The organism is Faecalicatena contorta, assembly GCF_001404335.1.
GTDB lineage: Bacteria > Bacillota > Clostridia > Lachnospirales > Lachnospiraceae > Faecalicatena > Faecalicatena contortus_B.
In genome coordinates, this window is record NZ_CYZU01000021.1 from 1 (window position 1) to 20830 (window position 20830).

17 protein-coding genes are annotated in these 20830 nt (G+C 48.6%); 15 read left to right on the plus strand and 2 right to left on the minus strand.

Annotated elements, in window-relative coordinates; genetic code table 11:
* Positions 1 to 238 precede the first annotated feature (238 nt).
* From ARB69_RS11825 to ARB69_RS11865, 9 genes are all read left to right on the plus strand, one after another.
* Complete coding sequence (locus tag ARB69_RS11825; protein WP_050640158.1) at positions 239 to 970, plus strand: GTP pyrophosphokinase; 732 nt, start codon at positions 239 to 241, stop codon at positions 968 to 970.
* A gap of 272 nt (positions 971 to 1242) precedes the next feature.
* Positions 1243 to 3666, plus strand: coding sequence for a heavy metal translocating P-type ATPase (locus tag ARB69_RS11830; protein ID WP_083487083.1), 2424 nt, complete (start codon positions 1243 to 1245; stop codon positions 3664 to 3666).
* Between the two features lie 198 nt (positions 3667 to 3864).
* Complete coding sequence (locus ARB69_RS11835) at positions 3865 to 4224, plus strand: ArsR/SmtB family transcription factor (RefSeq protein WP_050640157.1); 360 nt, start codon at positions 3865 to 3867, stop codon at positions 4222 to 4224.
* Positions 4225 to 4256: 32 nt separating this feature from the next.
* On the plus strand, positions 4257 to 6116 hold the full coding sequence (locus ARB69_RS11840) for a heavy metal translocating P-type ATPase (protein ID WP_050640156.1): 1860 nt from the start codon (positions 4257 to 4259) through the stop codon (positions 6114 to 6116).
* Positions 6117 to 6127: 11 nt separating this feature from the next.
* Positions 6128 to 6781, plus strand: coding sequence for a tetratricopeptide repeat protein (locus ARB69_RS11845; RefSeq protein ID WP_055153275.1), 654 nt, complete (start codon positions 6128 to 6130; stop codon positions 6779 to 6781).
* A 25-nt stretch (positions 6782 to 6806) separates the two neighbouring features.
* A complete protein-coding gene (locus ARB69_RS11850; protein WP_055153277.1) occupies positions 6807 to 7373 on the plus strand; it encodes a class I SAM-dependent methyltransferase in 567 nt (188 codons plus the stop codon).
* Positions 7374 to 7468: 95 nt separating this feature from the next.
* On the plus strand, positions 7469 to 7882 hold the full coding sequence (locus tag ARB69_RS11855; RefSeq protein WP_050640153.1) for an RrF2 family transcriptional regulator: 414 nt from the start codon (positions 7469 to 7471) through the stop codon (positions 7880 to 7882).
* A 55-nt stretch (positions 7883 to 7937) separates the two neighbouring features.
* Complete coding sequence (gene hflX, locus ARB69_RS11860; RefSeq protein ID WP_055153278.1) at positions 7938 to 9179, plus strand: GTPase HflX; 1242 nt, start codon at positions 7938 to 7940, stop codon at positions 9177 to 9179.
* Positions 9166 to 10587, plus strand: a complete 1422-nt coding sequence (locus ARB69_RS11865; RefSeq protein WP_055153280.1) for an MATE family efflux transporter — start codon at positions 9166 to 9168, stop codon at positions 10585 to 10587. The genes hflX and ARB69_RS11865 overlap by 14 nt, the downstream gene beginning before the upstream one ends.
* A 14-nt stretch (positions 10588 to 10601) precedes the next feature.
* Here the strand turns inward: ARB69_RS11865 and pduB are convergent, their stop codons facing one another.
* The gene (pduB, locus tag ARB69_RS11870; protein ID WP_025656470.1) at positions 10602 to 11330 is read right to left on the minus strand and encodes a microcompartment protein PduB; all 729 of its coding nucleotides are present in this window, start codon (positions 11328 to 11330) and stop codon (positions 10602 to 10604) included.
* 68 nt (positions 11331 to 11398) lie between these two features.
* The gene (gene fabG, locus ARB69_RS11875; protein WP_025656471.1) at positions 11399 to 12127 is read right to left on the minus strand and encodes a 3-oxoacyl-ACP reductase FabG; all 729 of its coding nucleotides are present in this window, start codon (positions 12125 to 12127) and stop codon (positions 11399 to 11401) included.
* Positions 12128 to 12498: 371 nt separating this feature from the next.
* Between fabG and ARB69_RS11885 the strand changes: the two genes are divergently transcribed.
* From ARB69_RS11885 to ARB69_RS11910, 6 genes are all read left to right on the plus strand, one after another.
* The gene (locus ARB69_RS11885; RefSeq protein ID WP_055153284.1) at positions 12499 to 16326 is read left to right on the plus strand and encodes an efflux RND transporter permease subunit; all 3828 of its coding nucleotides are present in this window, start codon (positions 12499 to 12501) and stop codon (positions 16324 to 16326) included.
* Positions 16323 to 16883 carry an HD domain-containing protein gene (locus ARB69_RS11890; RefSeq protein ID WP_025656473.1) on the plus strand — a complete coding sequence of 187 codons (561 nt, stop codon included), beginning with the start codon at positions 16323 to 16325 and terminating at the stop codon, positions 16881 to 16883. The genes ARB69_RS11885 and ARB69_RS11890 overlap by 4 nt, the downstream gene beginning before the upstream one ends.
* A 19-nt stretch (positions 16884 to 16902) precedes the next feature.
* The gene (locus ARB69_RS11895; protein WP_055153286.1) at positions 16903 to 17934 is read left to right on the plus strand and encodes an asparaginase; all 1032 of its coding nucleotides are present in this window, start codon (positions 16903 to 16905) and stop codon (positions 17932 to 17934) included.
* A gap of 15 nt (positions 17935 to 17949) precedes the next feature.
* A complete protein-coding gene (locus ARB69_RS11900) occupies positions 17950 to 18735 on the plus strand; it encodes a ParA family protein (RefSeq protein WP_050640146.1) in 786 nt (261 codons plus the stop codon).
* 55 nt (positions 18736 to 18790) lie between these two features.
* A complete protein-coding gene (locus tag ARB69_RS11905) occupies positions 18791 to 19750 on the plus strand; it encodes an AraC family transcriptional regulator (protein ID WP_055153344.1) in 960 nt (319 codons plus the stop codon).
* An 89-nt stretch (positions 19751 to 19839) separates the two neighbouring features.
* Complete coding sequence (locus ARB69_RS11910) at positions 19840 to 20793, plus strand: PHP domain-containing protein (RefSeq protein ID WP_055153346.1); 954 nt, start codon at positions 19840 to 19842, stop codon at positions 20791 to 20793.
* The last annotated feature ends 37 nt before the right edge of the window (positions 20794 to 20830 follow it).

The window sequence follows — 20830 nt, forward strand, 5'->3', positions numbered from 1 at the left end:
CAGCGGCTGTTCTAGAAACACTTAGCAGCACGGGTGCATATCGCAACGGCATATACAGCCCCAGCGCCTCCCCGGCCTCCCTGTCATGAAGCGTCCCCGTCCGTCGACTAGGCTAAAGCTAGCCGACTAAATCCCGATTTGTTAAAAAAAAATGAACTGGCTGACATGAAGTCTGTTTTATGATATACTAGAAAGGATTGGGAAAGGGGGATTTTCCAAATTGAGAGGAGAACTGCAGATGCACGATGCTATCAAAAATTATGAAGATGTAGATAGCTGGAAAACGGTTATTTTTTTATATAATGCTGCGCTGAAAGAAGTTGGGACAAAGCTGGAGATTCTGAACGATGAATTTCAGCATGTACATCAGTATAATCCGATTGAACATATTAAGACACGTATTAAAACTCCGGAAAGTATCGTAAAGAAGCTGAAACGGTACGGGCATGAGACATCAATTGAGAATATGGTTAAGTATATTAATGATATTGCGGGTGTCCGTCTGATTTGTTCTTTTACATCTGATATTTACCGTCTGGCCGAGATGATCGGGAATCAAAGCGATCTGAAGGTTCTTTCTATTAAAGATTATATAAAGAACCCGAAGGAAAGCGGCTATAAGAGCTATCATATGCTGGTTTCAGTGCCCATTTTCTTATCCGACAGTGTCGTGGATACCAAAGTTGAGATACAGATCCGGACAATTGCCATGGATTTCTGGGCAAGTCTGGAGCATAAGATTTATTATAAGTTCGAAGGGAATGCGCCGGACTATATTAGCCGGGATCTCCGGGAATGTGCACAGATGGTTGCTGAACTTGATGATAAGATGCTCTCTCTGAATGAGGCTATTCAGGCATGCCTTGTAGAAGAAAGCAGTGAGCATGAGAAAGAGCGGCTCGATGACATTACGGCTAATGTCATTGGGGGCAGAAGAAGTGAAAGAAGTAATGAGATCATTGGACGATAATAATGAAAGCCAACATGTTGAACAATGCCGACATATACGGGAGTGCAGGCTGCACTGCTGTGTTTGCCGGCATTGTTCAATATGTTGGCTTTTTTATTAATTAATAAGGCTTCCCGCTGGTATGAGCATTGTAACGTATAAATGGAGCGTTTAAGGTATTCGATGGGTAAATTTTTTGAATTTTTATAGATAGGTATTGACAATTTATGCTGGATGTGTTTATATGAACATATGAACAGTTATTCATATGTATAAGCATTGGAGGTACGAGTATGGCACAACAGGCTTTGAATAAAAAGATAAATCCAGAGAGTACGGCTTGCGGATGCGGGCATGATCACAATTCCGGAAAAGAACATTATTATGAGGTTCACACTGGACAGAAGCATGAGGAAGCACATGAGCATAAACATGGACATGGGGAGACATGCGGCAGTCATCATGATCACCACGGCAGCCATGGACATGATGATGATCATCATGGCGAAACCTGCAGCTGTGGACACAACCATGGAAGCGGCGGGCACAGTCATAGCAGTGACGGACATAATCATGAGGCGGTGGAGCAGCGTGAGATGAATCATGCATTTGACCATGTACAGAAGCAGGTTTATATTCTGGAAAACCTGGGATGTGCAAATTGTGCAGCCAAAATGGAAAGGAAAATACAGGAGCTGCCCCAGGTTGATTTTGCAAACATTATTTTTGCGACAAAGCAGCTGCAGGTGGTAACCAATACGGAGGAAGAACTGCTTCCGGTATTCGAGGAAATCTGTTCTTCCATAGAGAGTGAAGTTACTGTCTCTAAGAGAGATAGAAAACCGGCCCGTCAGCAAACCGCATCTAAAGGGAAATTCAGTGAGAACAAGAAGGATTTCTGGGAGATCGGCATTGGGGCTGTGTTTATGGCAGGAGGGATACTGACAGAAAGGGTGAGTGGAAATCTCTCGCTGATCCTGTTTCTAATCGGGTATCTCGTACTGGGAAGGGCCGGGCTGCTTACTGCGGCAAAGAACCTGTGCAAAGGTCATGTGTTTGATGAAAATTTCCTTATGAGCATTGCAACCCTGGGGGCATTTCTTATTGGCGAATACCTGGAGGCTGTGGGAGTTATGCTTTTCTACCGCGTCGGGGAACTGTTTGAGGAAATCGCAGTCTCCAGAAGCCGGAGCCAGATTATGGATGCAATTGACATGCGGCCGGAGGTAGTCAACAAGGTGGTTGGGAAAGAGACTCTGGTGATTCCTGCGGAGGAAGCGCGTATAGGTGATATACTTCTTGTGCGGCCCGGCGACAGGATTCCCCTGGATGGTACGATCGTAGAAGGGGAAAGCCGTATTGATACGTCACCGGTGACAGGAGAGCCAGTCCCTGTGGCGGCCAAGGCCGGGGATGCTGTTACATCCGGTTGTGTAAATACATCGGGGCTTTTGAAAATACGTGCTGATAAGATATTGGAAGACTCCATGGTTACCAGGATTTTGGACTCTGTGGAAAATGCGGCGGCAAGCAAACCGAAGATTGACCGGTTTATTACCAGATTCTCAAGAGTGTATACTCCTTTTGTAGTGGCTCTTGCAACTGCAACAGCAGTGATTCCTTCCCTGATAACGGGGGACTGGAACTACTGGGTATATACAGCGCTTACATTTCTTATGATCAGCTGTCCCTGTGCCCTTGTGCTTAGTGTACCGCTGGCATTCTTTTCAGGAATCGGTGCAGGTTCCAGAAAAGGCATTCTTTTTAAAGGCGGTGTCGCCATCGAGGCTCTGCAGGGTGTAAAGTCCATTGTTATGGATAAAACCGGAACCATTACGGAAGGAAACTTTGTCCTTCAGAATGTGGTGCCGGCGGCAGGATTTGACGAAGAAAGGCTGCTGGCTCTTGCGGGCAGCTGTGAGATGACATCCACACATCCGATTGCCGTGAGTATCGTTACTGCGGCCGAGGAGAAAACAATCGGCCTGCAGCGTCCCTTATCCGTGGAAGAGATTTCGGGGAAAGGTGTGAAAGCGCAGTTAAACGAAGGGATTGTACTGTGCGGCAACAGAAAATTGCTGGAAGCATATGAGGTAGAGTTAAGCCAGTATTCAGATGCTTCATACGGTACGGAAGTACTGCTGGCGTTGAATGGGGTGTATGCCGGACAGCTTGTGATTGCGGATACGATTAAGGCAGACGCGAAACCGGCGGTGGCTGCTATGAAACGGATGGGTATTCTTACCGCTATGCTGACGGGAGACGCCAGAAAGAGCGCTGAGACGGTGGGTAAAGAGACCGGAATCGATGAAATTCATGCAAAACTGCTTCCTGAGAATAAGGTGGAGGAATTGAAACGTATTCGCGAGGCCCATGGCAGCGTCATGTTTGTGGGTGACGGGATTAACGATGCCCCGGTTCTTGCGGGGGCTGACGTAGGCGCCGCAATGGGTAGCGGGGCAGATGCGGCCATAGAGGCAGCGGATGTGGTATTTATGACGTCATCTATGGAGGCAATTCCCCAGTCACTTCAGATTGCAAGGACAACAGGATCTATAGCGCGGCAGAACGTAGTGTTTGCCCTGGCTGTCAAAATCATGGTAATGGTACTGGGCCTTGCAGGCCTTGCCAACATGTGGATGGCAGTTTTTACGGACACGGGAGTGGCGGTGCTTTGCATTTTGAATTCTATGAGAGTGCTTTATAAGAAGCTGTAACACGATCGTTCCGGGAAATAAATTAAAAAAATCTTAAGAAAGGAACGCAGACCGTTGAGTATGCGTTCCTTTTTTTATAAGTACCCAGAAAAATGGGAATGATATAAAGGACAGACAAGCCTGCATTGCTTGACCCGTCAGCGTATTTTTCGTATAATAATAACTGAACGGTTGTTCATATGAAGGGAGATTCGGTATATGGGAAAACTGGAAGTGGAACATTGTGATTTCATGCATGTACACGAAGATATTGTAAAGAAGGTTCAGGAGAACATGCCGGAACCTGAGGAGCTTCAGGATCTGGCAGATTTTTTTAAAGTGTTTGGGGACTCTACCAGGATTAAAATTTTATGTATGCTGTGGCAGTCGGAGATGTGTGTGTGCGATCTTGCACAGTCGCTGAGTATGACGCAGTCAGCGATCTCTCACCAGCTCAGGGTATTGAAGCAGATGAAGCTGGTTACGAACCGCAGGGAAGGGAAGACGGTGTTCTATTCTCTTGCTGACGGTCATATCAAGACTATTATGAACCAGGGGCTGGAACATATTAGAGAATAGAATCACGGTGAAAGGTAAATAAGGGGGCCAAGATGGCAAGGGAAGTTAGAAAGAAATGCATTGAAATTGGAATCGGCCTGCTATTATACATCAATGCATTGTTTTCGGTCAGGCACTGGGATATGACGGGGAGGACAGAATTGCTTTTGTTCCTGCTCCCATATCTGGTTATGTCACTGGGAATATTCTGGGACATACTGAAAAATGTAAAAAGGTTACATATTTTTGATGAGAATCTGCTGATGATCCTTGCGACTGTCGGCGCTTTAGCAATTGGCAAATACACGGAAGCAGTGGGAGCAATCCTATTCTTCCAGTTTGGCAGGACAATAGAAGTCATTTCTCTGTCCGCAACGAAGAAGTCTATTGCGAAGTTTATGGATATCCGTCCGGAATATGCGAACCGTAAGATGCGCGGCAGAGAGGAAAAGGTACATCCCCGGGAACTGCAGCCCAGACAAATTATTGTAATTAAGCCGGGAGAACGGATCCCGGTGGATGCGGTCATCACGCAGGGGATGAGTATGGTAGATACAAAGGCCCTTACGGGGGAGTCGGAACCAAGAGAAGTGAAGATTGGGGACCGGCTTTACAGCGGCAGCATTAATATCAGCGGCGTGCTGGAGGCCAGAGTATCCAAGGTATATGCAGATTCTACCGCATCCAGGATTCTGGAACTGGTGGAGAATGCCAACAATAATAAGGCACAGAGTGAAAACTTTGCAGACAAATTTTCTCGTTTTTATACGCCGGTGGTTACGCTGATCGGTGTACTTGTTATGATTCTTCCGCCCATGATGTTACAGGGGGCAGATCAGGAGACATGGCTTTACCGGGGGCTCATTTTCCTGGTAGCGGCCTGCCCATGCGGTCTGCTTGTCTCGGTACCGCTTGCATTTCTCGGAGGAATCGGCGCCGCATCCCGTCAGGGAGTGCTGATCAAAGGGAGCAACTATCTGGAGGCGCTTTCGAAAACAGAGACGTTTGTTTTTGATAAGACTGGTACGCTGACGGAAGGCATTTTTCATGTGAAGGCTATCTGTCCGAAGCATATGGAGGACGCTGAACTGTTGGAAATTACCGCCTACGGGGAGTCCTATTCCAATCATCCGATTGCGGTGTCTCTGAGAGCCGCATACGGCAAGTCAATCGACAGCAGCCGGGTGGAGTCTATTCAGGAGTCCTCCGGTTTTGGCGTCTGTGCACAGATTGACGGCAGGCAGGTATATATTGGGAATTCCAAGTTTATGAACCAGCAGGGCTTCTTCTATCAGCCGGTACAGGAGATTGGCACAGCAGTGCATGTGGCTGTGGACGGGGAATATGAAGGATATATTCTGATTGCAGATGTGATCCGTCCGGATGCAAAATGGACGATCCGCTGGCTGCAGAAACACCAGATTGAGTCAGTCATGCTCACCGGAGATAACCAGAGAGTGGCGGACGATGCAGCAAAACAACTGGGGATTGAGTATGTGTATGCGAACCTGATGCCGGAAGATAAGGTAGAGCAGGTAAAAGAGTTTATGGATAGCCAGATGGAATCGGAAAAACTCGCATTTGTCGGCGATGGCATTAACGATGCGCCGGGGCTGGCACTGGCAGATATCGGGATTGCTATGGGCGGTTTGGGAGCGGATGCCGCATTGGAGGCTGCAGATATTATCCTTATGGAAGATGAGCCTTCCAGGATTGTGAATGCGATTAAGATTTCGAAGGGCACGATCCGGGCAGTAAAACAGAACCTGGTGTTTGCCATAGGCATGAAGGTTATTCTTTTATTCCTGGCGGCGCTTGGCTATGTGACAATGCAGAATGCCATTATTGCGGATATGGCTGTGATGTTGATTAATATATTGAATTCATTCTGGGTATTAAAGTATCCGGAATAAAAGGAGCATATATGAGAAAAGTTATAATATACGCTGTGCTGGCTGTTTTTTTGCTGACAGGGTGCAGCAGCGGTACGGACTATGTGTCCGAGGGCACCGCATATTTGCAGGAACATCAGTATGAGGAGGCTGTCAGTTCTTTTGAGGAGGCAATCCGTATATCAGAGGAAGCTTCCGCTTCTTCAGGAAATACCGGCGGTTCTTCAGAGGAGGCGTCCGGTTCTTCTGGAGATACCGGCGGTTCTGCAAAGAAGGAGGAAGCGGAAAAAATAGATGTGGCAGAAGCCTACCGTGGACTTGGGATGGCCTGTTATGAACTTCAGGATTATGAGAAGGCCAGGGATGCATTTCAGCAGGTGTTGAATCATGATGGAAAAGCAACAGCGGTTCTCTATAATTTTATAGGGGTCTGTTCTATGCATTTGAATGACCCGAAGGGGGCATTGGATGCATTCGGTGAGGGAATTAAGCTGGCCGGGGATACTGCGGGGGCGGAAGAGACGGACGATGCAGAGGTGATCCGGGAAATGAAGTTTAATGAAGTCGTATGTTATGAAAAGTTACTTGACTGGGAGAATGCGAAGACTAAAATACAGGAGTATGTCAGCGAGTATCCTGATGACCAGGATGCACAGAAAGAGGCGGCTTTTCTCAGCACCAGATAGAGAGTATGAATAACAGGAGAAGCGTATGAAATATAGTTATCAGATTACGGAGTACTGCCATCGGTTTCTGGAGATGTATATTGAACCGGGAGATGTTTGTGTCGATGCGACGGCCGGGAATGGAAACGACACAGAGTTTCTGTGCCGGCTGGCAGGAAGCACCGGAAAGGTGTATGCGTTTGATATCCAGCAGGAGGCATTGGGACATACAGCGGAGAGACTGAAAAGGCTGGGATTGGGATCCAGGGCATGCCTGATTCGGGACGGACATGAAAAGATGGGAGATTACGTGAAAGAAGACGTATCTGCCATCGTTTTTAATTTGGGATATCTTCCTGGCGGGGATCACCGGATCTCCACAAAAGCAGAGACAAGCATACTTGCAGTCGAGGAGGGAATGAAGCTTCTGAAAGTAGAGGGAGTGATGAGCCTCTGCATATACAGCGGGAAGGATTCGGGTTATGAGGAGAAAGAAGCAGTTCTCACTTACCTGAAAGGCGTGGATCCAAGAAAGTGGCTTGTAATCGTACATCAGTTTTACAACAGGCAGAACGACCCGCCGATCCCTGTATTTCTCATCAGGCTGAAATAAATTCATATCTTTGTCATAAAAACAGGTGAAATATCCAGGGAAAAGATTTATAATATGAAAATCAGCAGAAATTATCAGTGAAACAGGAGAGAGAGATGACCAGTGAATTTTCTATTGCAGTGCATGCACTTGTTTTTTTAAACCATAAAGGAACTGTATATTCGAGTGAAGGGCTGGCAGAAAATATTTGTACGAATGCAGCAAGGATACGAAAGATTATGGTAAAACTAAAAAAAGCCGGACTGGTGGAGACAAAAGAAGGAATAGACGGTGGATACCTTTTTGTGAAAAACAGTGAGGAAACAGACCTTTGTACAATTGCAGATGCGCTGGAGTTTTCCTTTGTGACATCCGGATGGAAGAGCGGCAGCTCGGAGATGAAATGTCTGATAGCTTCCGGTATGGCGGGTGTCATGGAAGATGTATATAAAGACCTAGACCAGCAGTGCCGCAGGCGTCTGCGGCAGATTACAATAGCGGATCTGGACAAACAGATCTTTAAAACTTGAGAATATTCTGAAAATGAAGGGCAAAGGGGTCAGACCCCTTTGATGGGATTACAATATGGCGTTATATGAAATTGAGGAACAAAAGGAATCCATGATTCTTGTAGGCATTCAGCTCTATGAGAATGAGCGGACGGAGGAATCGTTGGATGAACTGGCAGAACTGGCGAAGACCGCGGGGGCGGAGGTGGCCGGGCGTGTGATCCAAAAACGCGAGGCAGTGCATCCGGTCACATATGTGGGGAAGGGAAAGCTTCTGGAATTGAAGGAAATTCTGTGGGAGACCGAAGCAACCGGCATTGTATGTGATGACGAACTCACATCCGTGCAGCTCCACAATTTGGAACGGGAGCTGGAGTGCAAGGTGATTGACCGGACACTTCTTATCTTGGATATCTTTGCAGCCAGGGCAGTCAGCAGCGAGGGGAAGATCCAGGTGGAGCTGGCACAGCTGAAATATCGGGCTGCGCGTCTGGTTGGCCTCAGAGATTCCCTGTCCCGGCTTGGCGGGGGGATTGGAACACGCGGCCCCGGAGAAAAGAAGCTGGAGATGGACAGGCGACTGATTCGGGAACGGATCAGCCGGCTTAAGAAAGAGCTCCGTGAAGTGGAACAGCACAGAGAATTGATACGCACCCAGCGGAAGGCGTCACAGAAGAAGATCGCCGCTCTGGTGGGCTATACATCCGCCGGAAAGAGCAGTATAGAAAATGCGCTGACCGGGGCCGGAATCCTGGCGGATGCAATGCTATTCTCGACACTGGACACGACAACGCGTGTACTGGAACTGGAGGGAAAGCAGGAGATTCTGCTGACGGATACGGTTGGTTTTATCCGAAAGCTGCCCCACCATTTGATAGAGGCGTTTAAGAGCACGCTTGAGGAAGCAAAATATGCAGACATTATCATACATGTGGTGGATGCCTCCAACCCACAGATGGACAGCCAGATGTACGTGGTATATGAGACGCTGCGCCAGCTGGGCGTGGAAGGCAAACCGGTGATCACACTGTTTAACAAGCAGGACAAATTGGAGGAAGCAGGCAGTTTCAGGGATTTCCAGGCACAGTATTCGATCAGGACATCCGCAAAGACCGGGCAGGGGCTTGAGGAACTGAAAACAGCACTTTTAGAAATCATACGCAGCGGCCAAATTTATATCGAAAAAATGTATCCTTTTGAGGAAGCCGGGAAAATACAGCTGATCCGAAGGCATGGACAGCTTCTGGAGGAAGAATATGTGGCGGAGGGGATTTCGGTAAAGGCCTACGTTACAAAGGAGATTTATGGAAAAATATGAGAAGAGCGCCGCGGACAAAAATCAAAATCCGCTGGGTACAGAACCTATTGGCAGACTGATTGGAAAGTTTGCCGTACCGGCAGTCATCAGTATGCTGGTAAGTGCACTATATAATATAGTAGATCAAATATTTATCGGCCAGGGAGTCGGTATGCTGGGAAATGCCGCAACAAATATCGCATTTCCTGTTACAACAATTGCGACGGCGACAGCGCTTCTGCTGGGAATAGGAAGCGCTTCGAACTATAATCTGGAAATGGGAGCTGGAAAAGAGAAAAGAGCGAGTGAAATTGCAGGCACTGGCCTGTCCACACTTGTTATTAGCGGCGTGGTAATCGCCGCTATTGTTCTCCTGTTTTTAGAGCATCTGCTGCATGCTTTCGGAGCGACAAGCGAAGTCCTGCCCTATGCCGTGGACTATACAGGGATAACAGCAATTGGAATTCCCTTTTTTATATTAACAACTGGTGGAACTCATTTGATCCGGGCGGATAGAAGCCCCACCTATTCAATGGTGAGTATGTTGACAGGCGCAATCCTGAATACAATCCTGGATCCCCTCTTTATCTTTGTGTTCCACTGGGGGATTAAAGGTGCTGCTGCCGCTACAGTGATTGGTCAGGTAGTTTCCGGGCTTCTTGTTATCCTTTATTTTGTGAAGTATAAGAAAATGGATATGAAAGTCTCCGCTCTGCGCCCGAGGGCGGTCTATCTAAAGGCGGTTGCAGCCCTGGGAATGGCATCCTGTATCAACCAGCTTGCTATGACTGTCGTACAGATTGCCATGAATAATACTCTCCGCTATTATGGAGCTGCCTCCTCATATGGAAGCGACATCCCGCTGGCCTGCGTAGGGGTAATTTCGAAAGTGAACAGTGTGTTTCTGGCAATCTGTATCGGAATCTCTCAGGGCTGCCAGCCGATCTGGGGATTCAATTATGGAGCCGGAAACTATGAGAGAGTCAGGAGTACATACAAAAAAGCAGCCATTTTATGCACCACAATCGCCACATTATTCTTTTTGAGTTTTCAGATATTCCCACGCCAGATAGTCAGTATTTTTGGGAGCGGCAGTGAGCGGTACTTCCATTTTGCAGACAGATACCTGGAGATCTTCATGTTCATGACTTTTGCAAACGGCATACAGCCTATGTCTTCCGGATTCTTTACCTCTATCGGCAAAGCAAAATTAGGAATTGTCATGTCACTGACCAGACAGGTTCTCTTTCTGCTTCCGCTGATCCTGATATTCCCTTTATTCCTGGGGATAGACGGAGTGATGTATGCGGGACCGATAGCAGATGCCGCGGCGGCTGTCATAGCAATTGTATTTGCCTACAGACAGTTGGAAAAAATGAAATCTCCGGCTCTTCTGTCAGAAATGCCGGAGAATAAGTCTGCCAATTAGGCGGATATTTCATTTTAAAACAAGTAGGGGGCGGAGGGGGTCTCCGGATAACTTCCCATAGATACCAGCAGCTGCAGTCCGGCCTCGCGGGCAGTCAGTACCGAATTCTTAACAGCGCTTGCATCGCCGGTCACAGCCACGATAACTTCATTCGAATGGCTGGTTCCCCTGTCAGGAGTCATGTATCTGATGATCTCAACAGGGGAGGACTTGACGGCCAGATCAGCCATCACAAGGCCAATCGCAGCCGGCGACCCACAGAAGAAACCAAAAGGTTTTCCAATGGGAGCGCCGAATGCCATATTCAGCGCCTGGTCTGCATTTGCGGAATAGGTAAACTCTAGGTGTCCGGCATCGCTGATGTAGAGTTCTCCCGCATATTTTGTTGTATATTCCACGGCAATCTCAACGGCTCTGCGGACATCGGAAACATTGTTTCCGCCAAGGATGATGTAGTTACCATGGCCGCCCCAGCCTTTTGTGTCCCGGGGCAGCTCAATGGATACGACTTCCGTGTTGGTTGATTTCACTGCTTCATCTACGGCATTAATTTGTCCCGCCGCACCAGTCCGGGAGCTGAGCAGCCCAAGGCTGCGATAAGGTTTGGGCAGCTGCATCTGCTCCAGCAAAGCGGGGGTTACACCTGGAATTACAAGCCCAATCGTATCCAGGACCGTCTTGCCCACAAACTCTGTCATAGAACAGTCCATTGGTATATTCTCAATTCCTTTTACCTTTAACATAAAACAACTCCTTTTATCTATCTTAATTGAACCTATTTAGCATAAACACATCATAATTTCATTACCTTTTACAAAAATCCACCATCCAGCCCAATTACCTGGCCAGTCAGATATGCATGTCCCTGCGCCAGGCAAAGAACCAGTTCAGCCACTTCCTCCGGAGTCCCAAACCGTCCCGCCGGAACCTCTTCCATCAGCAGCTGCCTCTCTTCCTCGGAAAGCTGGGCGTTCATTATGGTGTCGATCACACCGCAGGCAATCGCATTGACCTGAATATTACTCGGAGCCAGCTCCTTCGCCAGCGCCTTGGTCAGTCCGTTTACTCCTGCTTTGGAGGCCGAGTAGGCCGCCTCACAGGAAGCCCCGGAAATGCCCCACATAGAGGAAATATTAAGAATCTTCCCTGCTTTCTGGGACACCATATATGGAACCGCTGCACGGGAACAGTAAAACACCGAAGACAGATTTGTCTGCAGAATCCTGTCCCAGTCCGAATCCGTCATATCCGTCAGCAGCCCGATAAATGCAGTCCCCGCATTATTCACTAATACATCCAGCCCGGGAACCTCCGCCTCAATCTCCTGAAAGATACGCCGGACATCCAATGCGGATCCCACATCCCCGGGAACAGCCCGGCAGATTCCCCCTGCCGAACGAATCTCGCCACACACACCTGCCAGATCATCGGGATGCCTGCTATTCACAAAAACATAATACCCCAGCCGCCCAAAAGCGGCGGCACAGGCCCGTCCAATCCCTCTGGACGCCCCCGTAATAAGAACACACTTCCGTCCCATAAAAAACCTCACTTCAATAATTCTTCTGCTATTATACTCTATGTACCACAAAAAGTACACCACAACCATTCACAGAATCCATTCCACAAACAAAAAATAATCGTTACTGTTCACACCCTGCAGGCGTGCACGACACAGTCTGTACAGTAAGAAATAATCTTTAGCCCGGCAAAATCCGCTGTCCTGCCCCCTGATGTTTTGGAACACGGTACTGCGTTCTCCCCCTATAAAACTCCCGCATTTTCTGGTTGTGATTGGGTTGCTCATATGATATGATTTTCTATATAAATGGGATTTAACAGATCCTTCCTCCACTTCGATTCTCAGGCGAACCGGGTGAAGCATAAAGCGAAAAAGAAAGAGGTAGACACATGTTATCCAAGTTCAGTGTGAAGAAACCGTACACCGTTGTAGTAGCTGTGGTACTGATATTAATTCTGGGGTTTGTATCCTTTGATAAAATGACAGTGGATCTGCTGCCGGATATGAATCTCCCCTATGCGGTCATCATGACTACGTACGCAGGAGCAAGCCCGGAGGAAGTGGAAACTACTGTGACAAAGCCGGTAGAGCAGGCAATGGCAACCATCAGCAATATCAAAACCGTCAGTTCTTCATCAAGAGAAAATGCATCCACAGTCATGCTGGAGTTTGAGCAGACCGCCAATATGGATTCTGCCACCATTGAGATGCGGGAGAGTCTGGATCAGATCAGTTCATACTGGCCGGATACGGTAGGCAACCCGATCATCATGAAGCTGAATCCGACCATGATGCCTGTCATGATTCCCGCAATCAGCGTAGACGGCAAAGAGCCGGCGGAGAGCACAAAGATCATAGAGGAAGAGGTGCTCCCTGAGATTGAGAGTCTGGAAGGCGTGGCCTCGGTAAATACGTTCGGAGATATCGAGGAGACTATCCGGATCACGGTAAAGGAAGACAAGGTCAGCAGCGTGGACGGCTCCGTGCAGAATCAGCTGGACAATAAGTTCAATGAAGCTTCGGACGCACTGAACGAGGCAAAGGCCCAGGTGGAGAACGGCAAGGCACAGCTGGAGTCAGGCAAGAGCCAGGCAGCGGGGCAGATGGCCGATGCAGAGGCACAGCTTGCACAGAGCGATGCGGAACTGACCCAGGGACAGATGGAGGTCAATGAGAAACTCAGCGAGATCCAGCTGGCAGAGGCTGCGCTGGAGCAGTCTGTAGCACAGATCGATGCCAGCGAGCAGGCGCTGCTGCAGCAGAAGCAGGAACTGGAAGATCTGAACGGGCAGCGAGCGGAGATAGAATCCCAATACCAACAGGTTGAACAGGCAATTAAAGAGAGTGGCGAGACCCCGGAGCTGCTGATAGCAAAGGGAACGCTGACCGCACAGCTGGCTGTTTTAGAGCGTTTCGATGAATCTATGGCTGCGATTGAGCAGGGACTTGGCCAGGCGGCTCAGAGCCGGGAGACGATCACCCGGAAGCAGGCCGAGCTTGCGGAAGGAAAATCTATGCTGACACAGGTACAGGCGCAGCTTAGCGAGGGAACGATTACGCTGGCGCAGGCGAGGGCCCAGCTTTCTGCGGCGCAGCTGGAGGCAGCCATGCAGATGAGCGAGGCATCTGCCCAGCTGGCAGTCGGAGAGGCAGAGTTAAAGAGCAAAGAGGCGGAACTCAAGTCAGCTAAGGAAGAAGCCAAGGCAGCAGCAAACGTAAAATCTATGCTGACCGCGGAGACGATCCAGACCGTCCTGGCGGCTCAGAATTTCAATATGCCTGCCGGCTATGTAAATGAAGAAGGGATCGACTACTTAATCCGTGTGGGGGACAAGTTTGAGTCTATCGAAGAACTTAAAAATCTGGTTCTGGTGGACATGGAGGGGATCAATCCGATTAAATTGTCCGATATTGCAGAAGTAGAACGGATAGATAATTCAGATGAAACCTATGCCAAATTGAATGGAGAAAACGGGATCCTGCTGCAGGTGCAGAAGCAGACCGGATATTCCACAGGGGAAGTGACGGACCGGATTCTGGAACGTTTTGAACAGATTAAAAAAGAGAACAACGACATCCAAGTAGTTGTTCTGATGAACCAGGGAGTCTACATAGACATGGTAATCGGCTCCGTGCTTCAAAATCTGCTGTTTGGGGCAGTACTGGCCATTCTGATTCTGCTGCTGTTTTTAAAGGACATCCGTCCGACTTTTGTAATCGCATGCTCCATCCCGATCAGCATTCTGACGGCCATTGTACTGATGTATTTCAGCGGAGTGACGATGAACGTCATTTCGCTGTCCGGTCTGGCGCTCGGTGTTGGAATGCTGGTAGACAATTCGATTGTCGTGATTGAAAATATTTACCGTATGCGCAATGAGGAACATGCATCGGCAAAGGAAGCGGCCATTCAGGGAGCCCGTCAGGTTGCCGGGGCTATCATGGCCTCCACGCTGACAACGGTATGCGTATTCCTGCCCATTGTATTTACGGAGGGAATTGCAAGACAGCTTTTTGTAGACATGGGACTGACGATCGCTTACTCGCTCCTCGCCAGCCTGATTGTGGCGCTTACACTTGTGCCAATGATGTCTGCGGGGCTGCTGAGAAAGACGGATCAAAAAGAATCCCGGTTCTTCGTACATCTGAAAGACATATATGAAAAGTTACTGCGGGGCGCGCTGCGCTTTAAACCCCTCGTACTGATCGGCGCCCTTGTTTTGTTTGTGGTGAGCGGTGTGCTTTCTCTTTCAAGGGGAACCGCGTTCATGCCTGCAATGCAGAGCACGGAGATCAGTATGTCAATCGAGACGCCGGACGGAACACCGCTGCAGGATACGGCAGAGATTGCAGACCGTTTTACGGAGAAGCTCCGGAAAATCAAAGATATCGGTGATGTTGGCGGTATGGTTATGAGCGGCGGCATGATGGGCAGCGGCGGCACGGTGACGAATCAGGTGGAATTCTATGCACTGCTGAAAGAAAAACGGTCCATGTCAGACAACGCCATCCAGAAAGCCATAGAAAAGCTGGCCAGGGAAGAAAATGTTGAGCTTTCCCTAAGCATGTCCAATATGGATATGAGTTCCCTCGGTGCATCGGGGATATCCGTTCAGATAAAAGGGCGGGAATTGGATAAACTTCAGAAAATTGCAAAGGATATAGCAGGGATACTGGAAGGGGTCAAAGGAACGAAGAACGTGTCCGACGGAATGGAGGAGACAACCGAAGAACTGCGGGTGATCGTAGATAAGGACAAGGCAGTTTCCCATAATCTGACCGTTGCCCAGGTTTATCAGGAATTGGCTAAGAAACTGAAAGAACCGGCCTCCACAACAAAGCTGGATATGGATACGGCTTCGATCGGCATCGTAGTGGCGGATCAGAAGAATCAGGAGTTGACCCGTGATGAAATCCGGGATATGAAATTGGATGTAAAAAAACAGGACGGGTCGACAGAACAGATTGCGTTGAAGGATATCACATCTTTTGAGACCGGATATGGGCTTCAGTCCATTTCCAGAAACGCTCAGAGCAGATATATCAATGTGACGGCCGAGGTTGCCGAGGACGATAATATCGGACTTGTGAGCAGCCGTGTGGAAAAGGCGATGAAGACTTATGAACTGCCGGACGGTTATACGGCAGAAATGCAGGGAGAGGATGAAACGATCCGGGAGACCATGGTGGAACTGCTCAAGATGCTGGCATTGGCAGTGGTTTTCATGTATTTAATCATGGTCGCACAGTTCCAGTCATTAAGATCGCCGTTTATCGTCATGTTTACAATTCCGCTTGCATTTACAGGCGGTCTGCTGGGGCTATGGCTCACAGGAAGTCCGGTAAGTGTAATTGCTATGGTCGGATTTGTTATGTTATCTGGAATTATTGTCAATAATGGTATTGTGTTCATTGATTATACGAATCAGCTGATCTCCCAGGGGATGGATCAGAAGGAAGCGCTGGTGGAAGCCGGAAGGACAAGGCTGCGGCCGATTATCATGACGGCGCTCACGACGATTCTGGGCCTGTCCACAATGGCAATTGGTTTTGGTTCCGGTGCAGATATGGTACAGCCGATGGCGGTGGTGACGATCGGCGGTCTTATATATGGAACTGCATTAACACTGTTTGTGGTACCGTGTATCTATGCTTTATTCCACAAAAAGGAAAAGGCAAGATTGCGGGAAGGCATCGAGGAGGAGCCGTTTGAATGATTGATGAAGCCATAGAATTTGCCTCAAAGGCGCATGAGGGGCAATTTCGGAAAGGGACAAGAAGACCTTATATTGTACATCCTGTGGAGGTGGCGGAGATTGTGGCCACGATGACTGCGGATGAAGAAATTATATGCGCGGCAGTCCTGCATGACACGATTGAGGACTGCAAAGAGGTGACGGAAGAGATCCTCAAACTAAGATTCGGGGAGCGCGTAGCGTCTATTGTGGCGCAGGAGAGCGAGGATAAGTCTCTGAGCTGGGAAGAGAGAAAGGGCGCCACGATCCAGCACCTTGGGATGGCTCCGCTGCCTGTGAAGATGATCGGATTGGCGGATAAGCTTTCCAATATGAGGGACATCGACAGGGATTATCCAGTGTTGGGGGATGAACTCTGGAAAAGGTTCCGCATGCAGAGTAAGGCTGCGATAGGCTGGTATTACAAGGGGATCAGGGACGCCCTGAAGGCAGAGTTCGAAGGCTCGGAAGCCTATGAAGAATACTGCACTCTGGTGGAGAAGAATTTCGGCAGCGAGCCGGCTTCGCTGGAGTGGTAATAGAACTGGGGGCTGTGTATTGAAACGGATTTTAATGCTGGGGACCGGCGGCACCATTGCGTGCAAACATACGGAGGGCGGACTGACGCCTGCGATAACGCCTGAGGAACTGGTCAGGTTTATTCCTGATGTAAAGGATGTATGCGAAGTGTATACGCATCAGGTATGCAATGTGGACAGCACCAATGTAACCCCTGCACACTGGAAAATGATGAGCCGGGCGGTAGAAGAGCATTATAAAGATTATGACGGGTTTGTGATATGCCATGGAACGGATACGCTGGCTTACACTGCGGCTGCGCTGTCGTATATGATCCAGAATTCCGAAAAGCCGGTTGTAATTACCGGGGCGCAGAAACCTATTGACGAGGAAAACACGGATGCCAGAAACAATCTTCTGGACAGTTTTATCTATGCAGCAGATGAGGGCTCGAGAGATGTTAATATCGTTTTTGACGGAAAAGTGATCGTAGGAACCAGGGCCAAAAAGGAACGGGCAAAGAGCTACAATGCTTTTTCCAGCATTAACTTTCCCTATCCCGCAGTGATCCGGGAACAGGAAGTGATCCGTTATATACCGCCGCTGGAATATCATGGCGGGGTAAAGTTCTTTCATGAGATGGAGGACAGCATCTATGTGCTGAAGCTGATCCCCGGTATAGATCCGGAGATTCTGGACTGTCTGTTTGCCCGGTACCGGTGTATTGTAATCGAAAGTTTCGGCGTTGGCGGCATACCGGAGTACCTGGTGGATAAATTTTACAAAGTTATGAGGGACTGCGGGACACAGGGGAAGCTGGCCATTGTTGCAACACAGGTTGTAAAAGAGGGCAGCGATATGATGGTGTATGAAGTAGGGAAAAAAGTGAAACAGGATCTGGACCTGCTCGAGACCTATGACATGACCCTGGAGGAGACCATCACGAAGGCCATGTGGCTCATGGCGAGGCAGGATATGAGTTATGAGGATATGAAATCAGAGTTTTACAGAACCGTAAACTATGATATACTGGGCTACAGAAAGAGGCAGGGTTCGGTTTCGGGCCAATGATACGGAGGCGCAAAGATGGGAAAGACAAAAGTCATATGTTTTGCAAATAATAAAGGGGGCAGCGGAAAATCCACGACCTGTTCCAATGTAGGATACGGGCTCACCCAGCTGGGAAAGAAGGTGCTGCTGATCGATGGGGATATGCAGCTGAACCTGTCACTCTCCCTGTTTGATGAGGAGCAGGTATTGGAATTTGCCCAGGGGGAAAAGAATTTGTATGAGGGAATCAGGCGGCAGGATGATCTGTGCAGCTATATCGTGCATTCCCCCTATGAAGGACTGGATCTTATTCCGTCTTCTACGCTGATGAGTTCCATTGAGTATGAACTGTTTACAAAGTGGCAGAGAGAGTATATCCTGAGAAAATGTTTGGCGTCTGTCAGGGAGACTGACGTGTACGATTATATACTGATCGATGCGCCGCCGACACTGGGCGGCTGGGTGATGAATATACTCTGTGCTTCTGACCAGGTAATCATTCCGGTGGAATCAACACCGTGGGGGCTCTTCGGACTTGGCAATATGTTTGAGTTTCTGGAAGAGGTAAAGCAGATCGCCCCGGATCTGCAGCTGGGCGGCATTGTGATTACAAAGGTTGATACAAGGAAAAATTATTTTAAGCAAACCCTGGAGACACTCAGGGAACTGGAACAGGTAAAGGTTTTTGATACATATATCCGTGTGGACAGCGCTATCGAGTGGTCACAGGATAACAATGCGCCGATCATGGCATACAAGAAAAGCAGCCGGAGCGCCGCAGAATACATGGAACTGGCGGCAGAGATTGCAGAACAGCAATAGGAGTACGGCAAAAAGAGTACAGAAGTCAGCGTACAGAAATGGAAAAGGTGAGTGTATGCATCCGGAATTGATCAGAGAATTGTCTGTGATCACGGAAGAAGAACAGATGATATTGGACGGAAGAGAGGGAATCGACCAGCACCTTTATACGGAGAAGAAGGAACTGATCGTGGACTGTGAGAAGCTTTTGAAAAAGGGGAAGCTGATCCAGGTCAGACCGCACACCCGTTTTGTAAATTTCCCAAAACACAGGCATAATTATGTGGAAGTGATCTATATGTGCCAGGGGACTACCACGCATATTGTGGATGGAAACCGGGTGGTTCTTGAGCAGGGTGACCTGCTGTTCCTCAATCAGAACGCAGTGCAGGAGATACTGCCGGCGGGAAAAGAAGATATTGCAGTTAATTTTATCATTCTTCCTGAATTTTTTAATATGGCGTTTTCCATGATGGAAGAAGAGGACAATATGCTGAAGGAGTTTCTGGTGGGGACGCTCTGTGGTAAAAATGAGAAAACCTCTTATCTGTATTTTCATGTGGCGGACGTGCTTCCTATCCAGAATCTGGTGGAGAACATGGTGTGGACCATTTTCTATGACCTGTCGAATAAACGCAGCTGCAACCAGATTACCATGGGACTGTTATTTCTTCAGCTTCTGAATTACATGGATAAGATGGAGACGGGCAGCAGGCAGTTTGACAAGGAACTGACTGGAGTTGTGCTGAACTATGTGGAGGAGCACTACCGGAACGGAACACTGTCTGAGCTGGCGGAAATGCTTGGTTACGATGTGTATTGGCTGAGCCGGGAGATCAAGAGACGCACAGGCAGAAACTATAAAGAACTCCTGCAGGCGCGGCGCATGAGCCAGGCCGCCTACCTGCTGTCCAGTACGACACTGCCGGTTGCTGATATTATAGAGTCTGTAGGCTATGACAATACCAGTTATTTTTACCGGAAATTTAAGGAAAAGTACGGTATGAGCCCTAAGGAATACCGCGAGAGACAATAGGCGGGGATGAAGGTCCCTGCTTTTCTTAATGGTAAAAAGCTGTTTTTATGAAAGAATATATTTATTGTAAGAAAGGAAAAGAGGCCGCTATGGAAAAATGTAATTATGCCTGCGATCTTCATACGCATACGACACGTTCAGATGGAGCAGATACCCCGCCGGAGGTGATCTGCCGCGCTGCCGCCCTGGGAGTCCGGGTGCTGGCCCTGACAGACCACGATGCCGTTCCGGAGCAGAGATATATGGATGAGGATGGACATCAAACTGATCTCCTGGAACTTGCCGAAACGTTAGGAGTAAAGCTGCTGTTGGGCACCGAGATTTCCTGCGAGACAGATGTGGAGGACGTGCATATAGTCTGTCTTGGCTGCAGATGGGAGGATGCATGGTTTGCAGAGCTAGAGCGGGAACTTTCCAGATCCAGAAGCGAGGGATATCAGAAACTGCTGAAACGTCTCCGGGAGGACGGGATGCATATTACCTGGGAGGAAGTTCTCGATAACGGAGGGCACCCGGTGAGTGAGGCGCATGTCCTGAAGAAGATGATATTTGAACAGATGGCAAGGAAAGGCTATGCAAAGGACTGGAAGCAGGCTAAGCTTATGGTAAGAAATACGCCGGGATACCAGATAAAGAGGAAGAAGCCGGATCCTGCTGCATTGATCCGGGAGGTGCATCGTGCGGGTGGGATTGCGATATTGGCACACCCACTGCTTATTGCGGAACAGCCCGAAACAGACGGAACTATCATGACAAGGAAAGCGTATATCGACCGGCTCGTAGAGGCAGGACTGGATGGAATTGAGGCCTGTTATACCTATGACAAGACCAGCTATGAAGGCGTTTTGACCAAGAGCGAGGCGGAGGCTTATATCCGGGAGAATTATGCGGATCGGGTAGCCATTATGTCGGGCGGATCGGATTACCATGCGGATCAGAAAAAAGGAGCGGCGCATCCGAGGGAACTTGGAGAATGCGGGGTTACAGAGGAATATTTTTATGGGAACCGGACGCTGGCTGCGCTATTACAACGTAATATATAAAGCATTGGCCCTTCGGGAAGATCCGCAGTTAACTGAT

Bases quoted from the DNA above. Each gene is read 5' to 3' on its own strand.
- ARB69_RS11825 (WP_050640158.1), top strand. From the start codon at position 239: ATGCACGATGCTATCAAAAATTATGAAGATGTAGATAGCTGGAAAACG.
- ARB69_RS11830 (WP_083487083.1), top strand. From the start codon at position 1,243: ATGGCACAACAGGCTTTGAATAAAAAGATAAATCCAGAGAGTACGGCT.
- ARB69_RS11835 (WP_050640157.1), top strand. From the start codon at position 3,865: ATGGGAAAACTGGAAGTGGAACATTGTGATTTCATGCATGTACACGAA.
- ARB69_RS11840 (WP_050640156.1), top strand. From the start codon at position 4,257: ATGGCAAGGGAAGTTAGAAAGAAATGCATTGAAATTGGAATCGGCCTG.
- ARB69_RS11845 (WP_055153275.1), top strand. From the start codon at position 6,128: ATGAGAAAAGTTATAATATACGCTGTGCTGGCTGTTTTTTTGCTGACA.
- ARB69_RS11850 (WP_055153277.1), top strand. From the start codon at position 6,807: ATGAAATATAGTTATCAGATTACGGAGTACTGCCATCGGTTTCTGGAG.
- ARB69_RS11855 (WP_050640153.1), top strand. From the start codon at position 7,469: ATGACCAGTGAATTTTCTATTGCAGTGCATGCACTTGTTTTTTTAAAC.
- hflX (WP_055153278.1), top strand. From the start codon at position 7,938: ATGGCGTTATATGAAATTGAGGAACAAAAGGAATCCATGATTCTTGTA.
- ARB69_RS11865 (WP_055153280.1), top strand. From the start codon at position 9,166: ATGGAAAAATATGAGAAGAGCGCCGCGGACAAAAATCAAAATCCGCTG.
- pduB (WP_025656470.1), bottom strand. From the start codon at position 11,330: ATGTTAAAGGTAAAAGGAATTGAGAATATACCAATGGACTGTTCTATG.
- fabG (WP_025656471.1), bottom strand. From the start codon at position 12,127: ATGGGACGGAAGTGTGTTCTTATTACGGGGGCGTCCAGAGGGATTGGA.
- ARB69_RS11885 (WP_055153284.1), top strand. From the start codon at position 12,499: ATGTTATCCAAGTTCAGTGTGAAGAAACCGTACACCGTTGTAGTAGCT.
- ARB69_RS11890 (WP_025656473.1), top strand. From the start codon at position 16,323: ATGATTGATGAAGCCATAGAATTTGCCTCAAAGGCGCATGAGGGGCAA.
- ARB69_RS11900 (WP_050640146.1), top strand. From the start codon at position 17,950: ATGGGAAAGACAAAAGTCATATGTTTTGCAAATAATAAAGGGGGCAGC.
- ARB69_RS11905 (WP_055153344.1), top strand. From the start codon at position 18,791: ATGCATCCGGAATTGATCAGAGAATTGTCTGTGATCACGGAAGAAGAA.
- ARB69_RS11910 (WP_055153346.1), top strand. From the start codon at position 19,840: ATGGAAAAATGTAATTATGCCTGCGATCTTCATACGCATACGACACGT.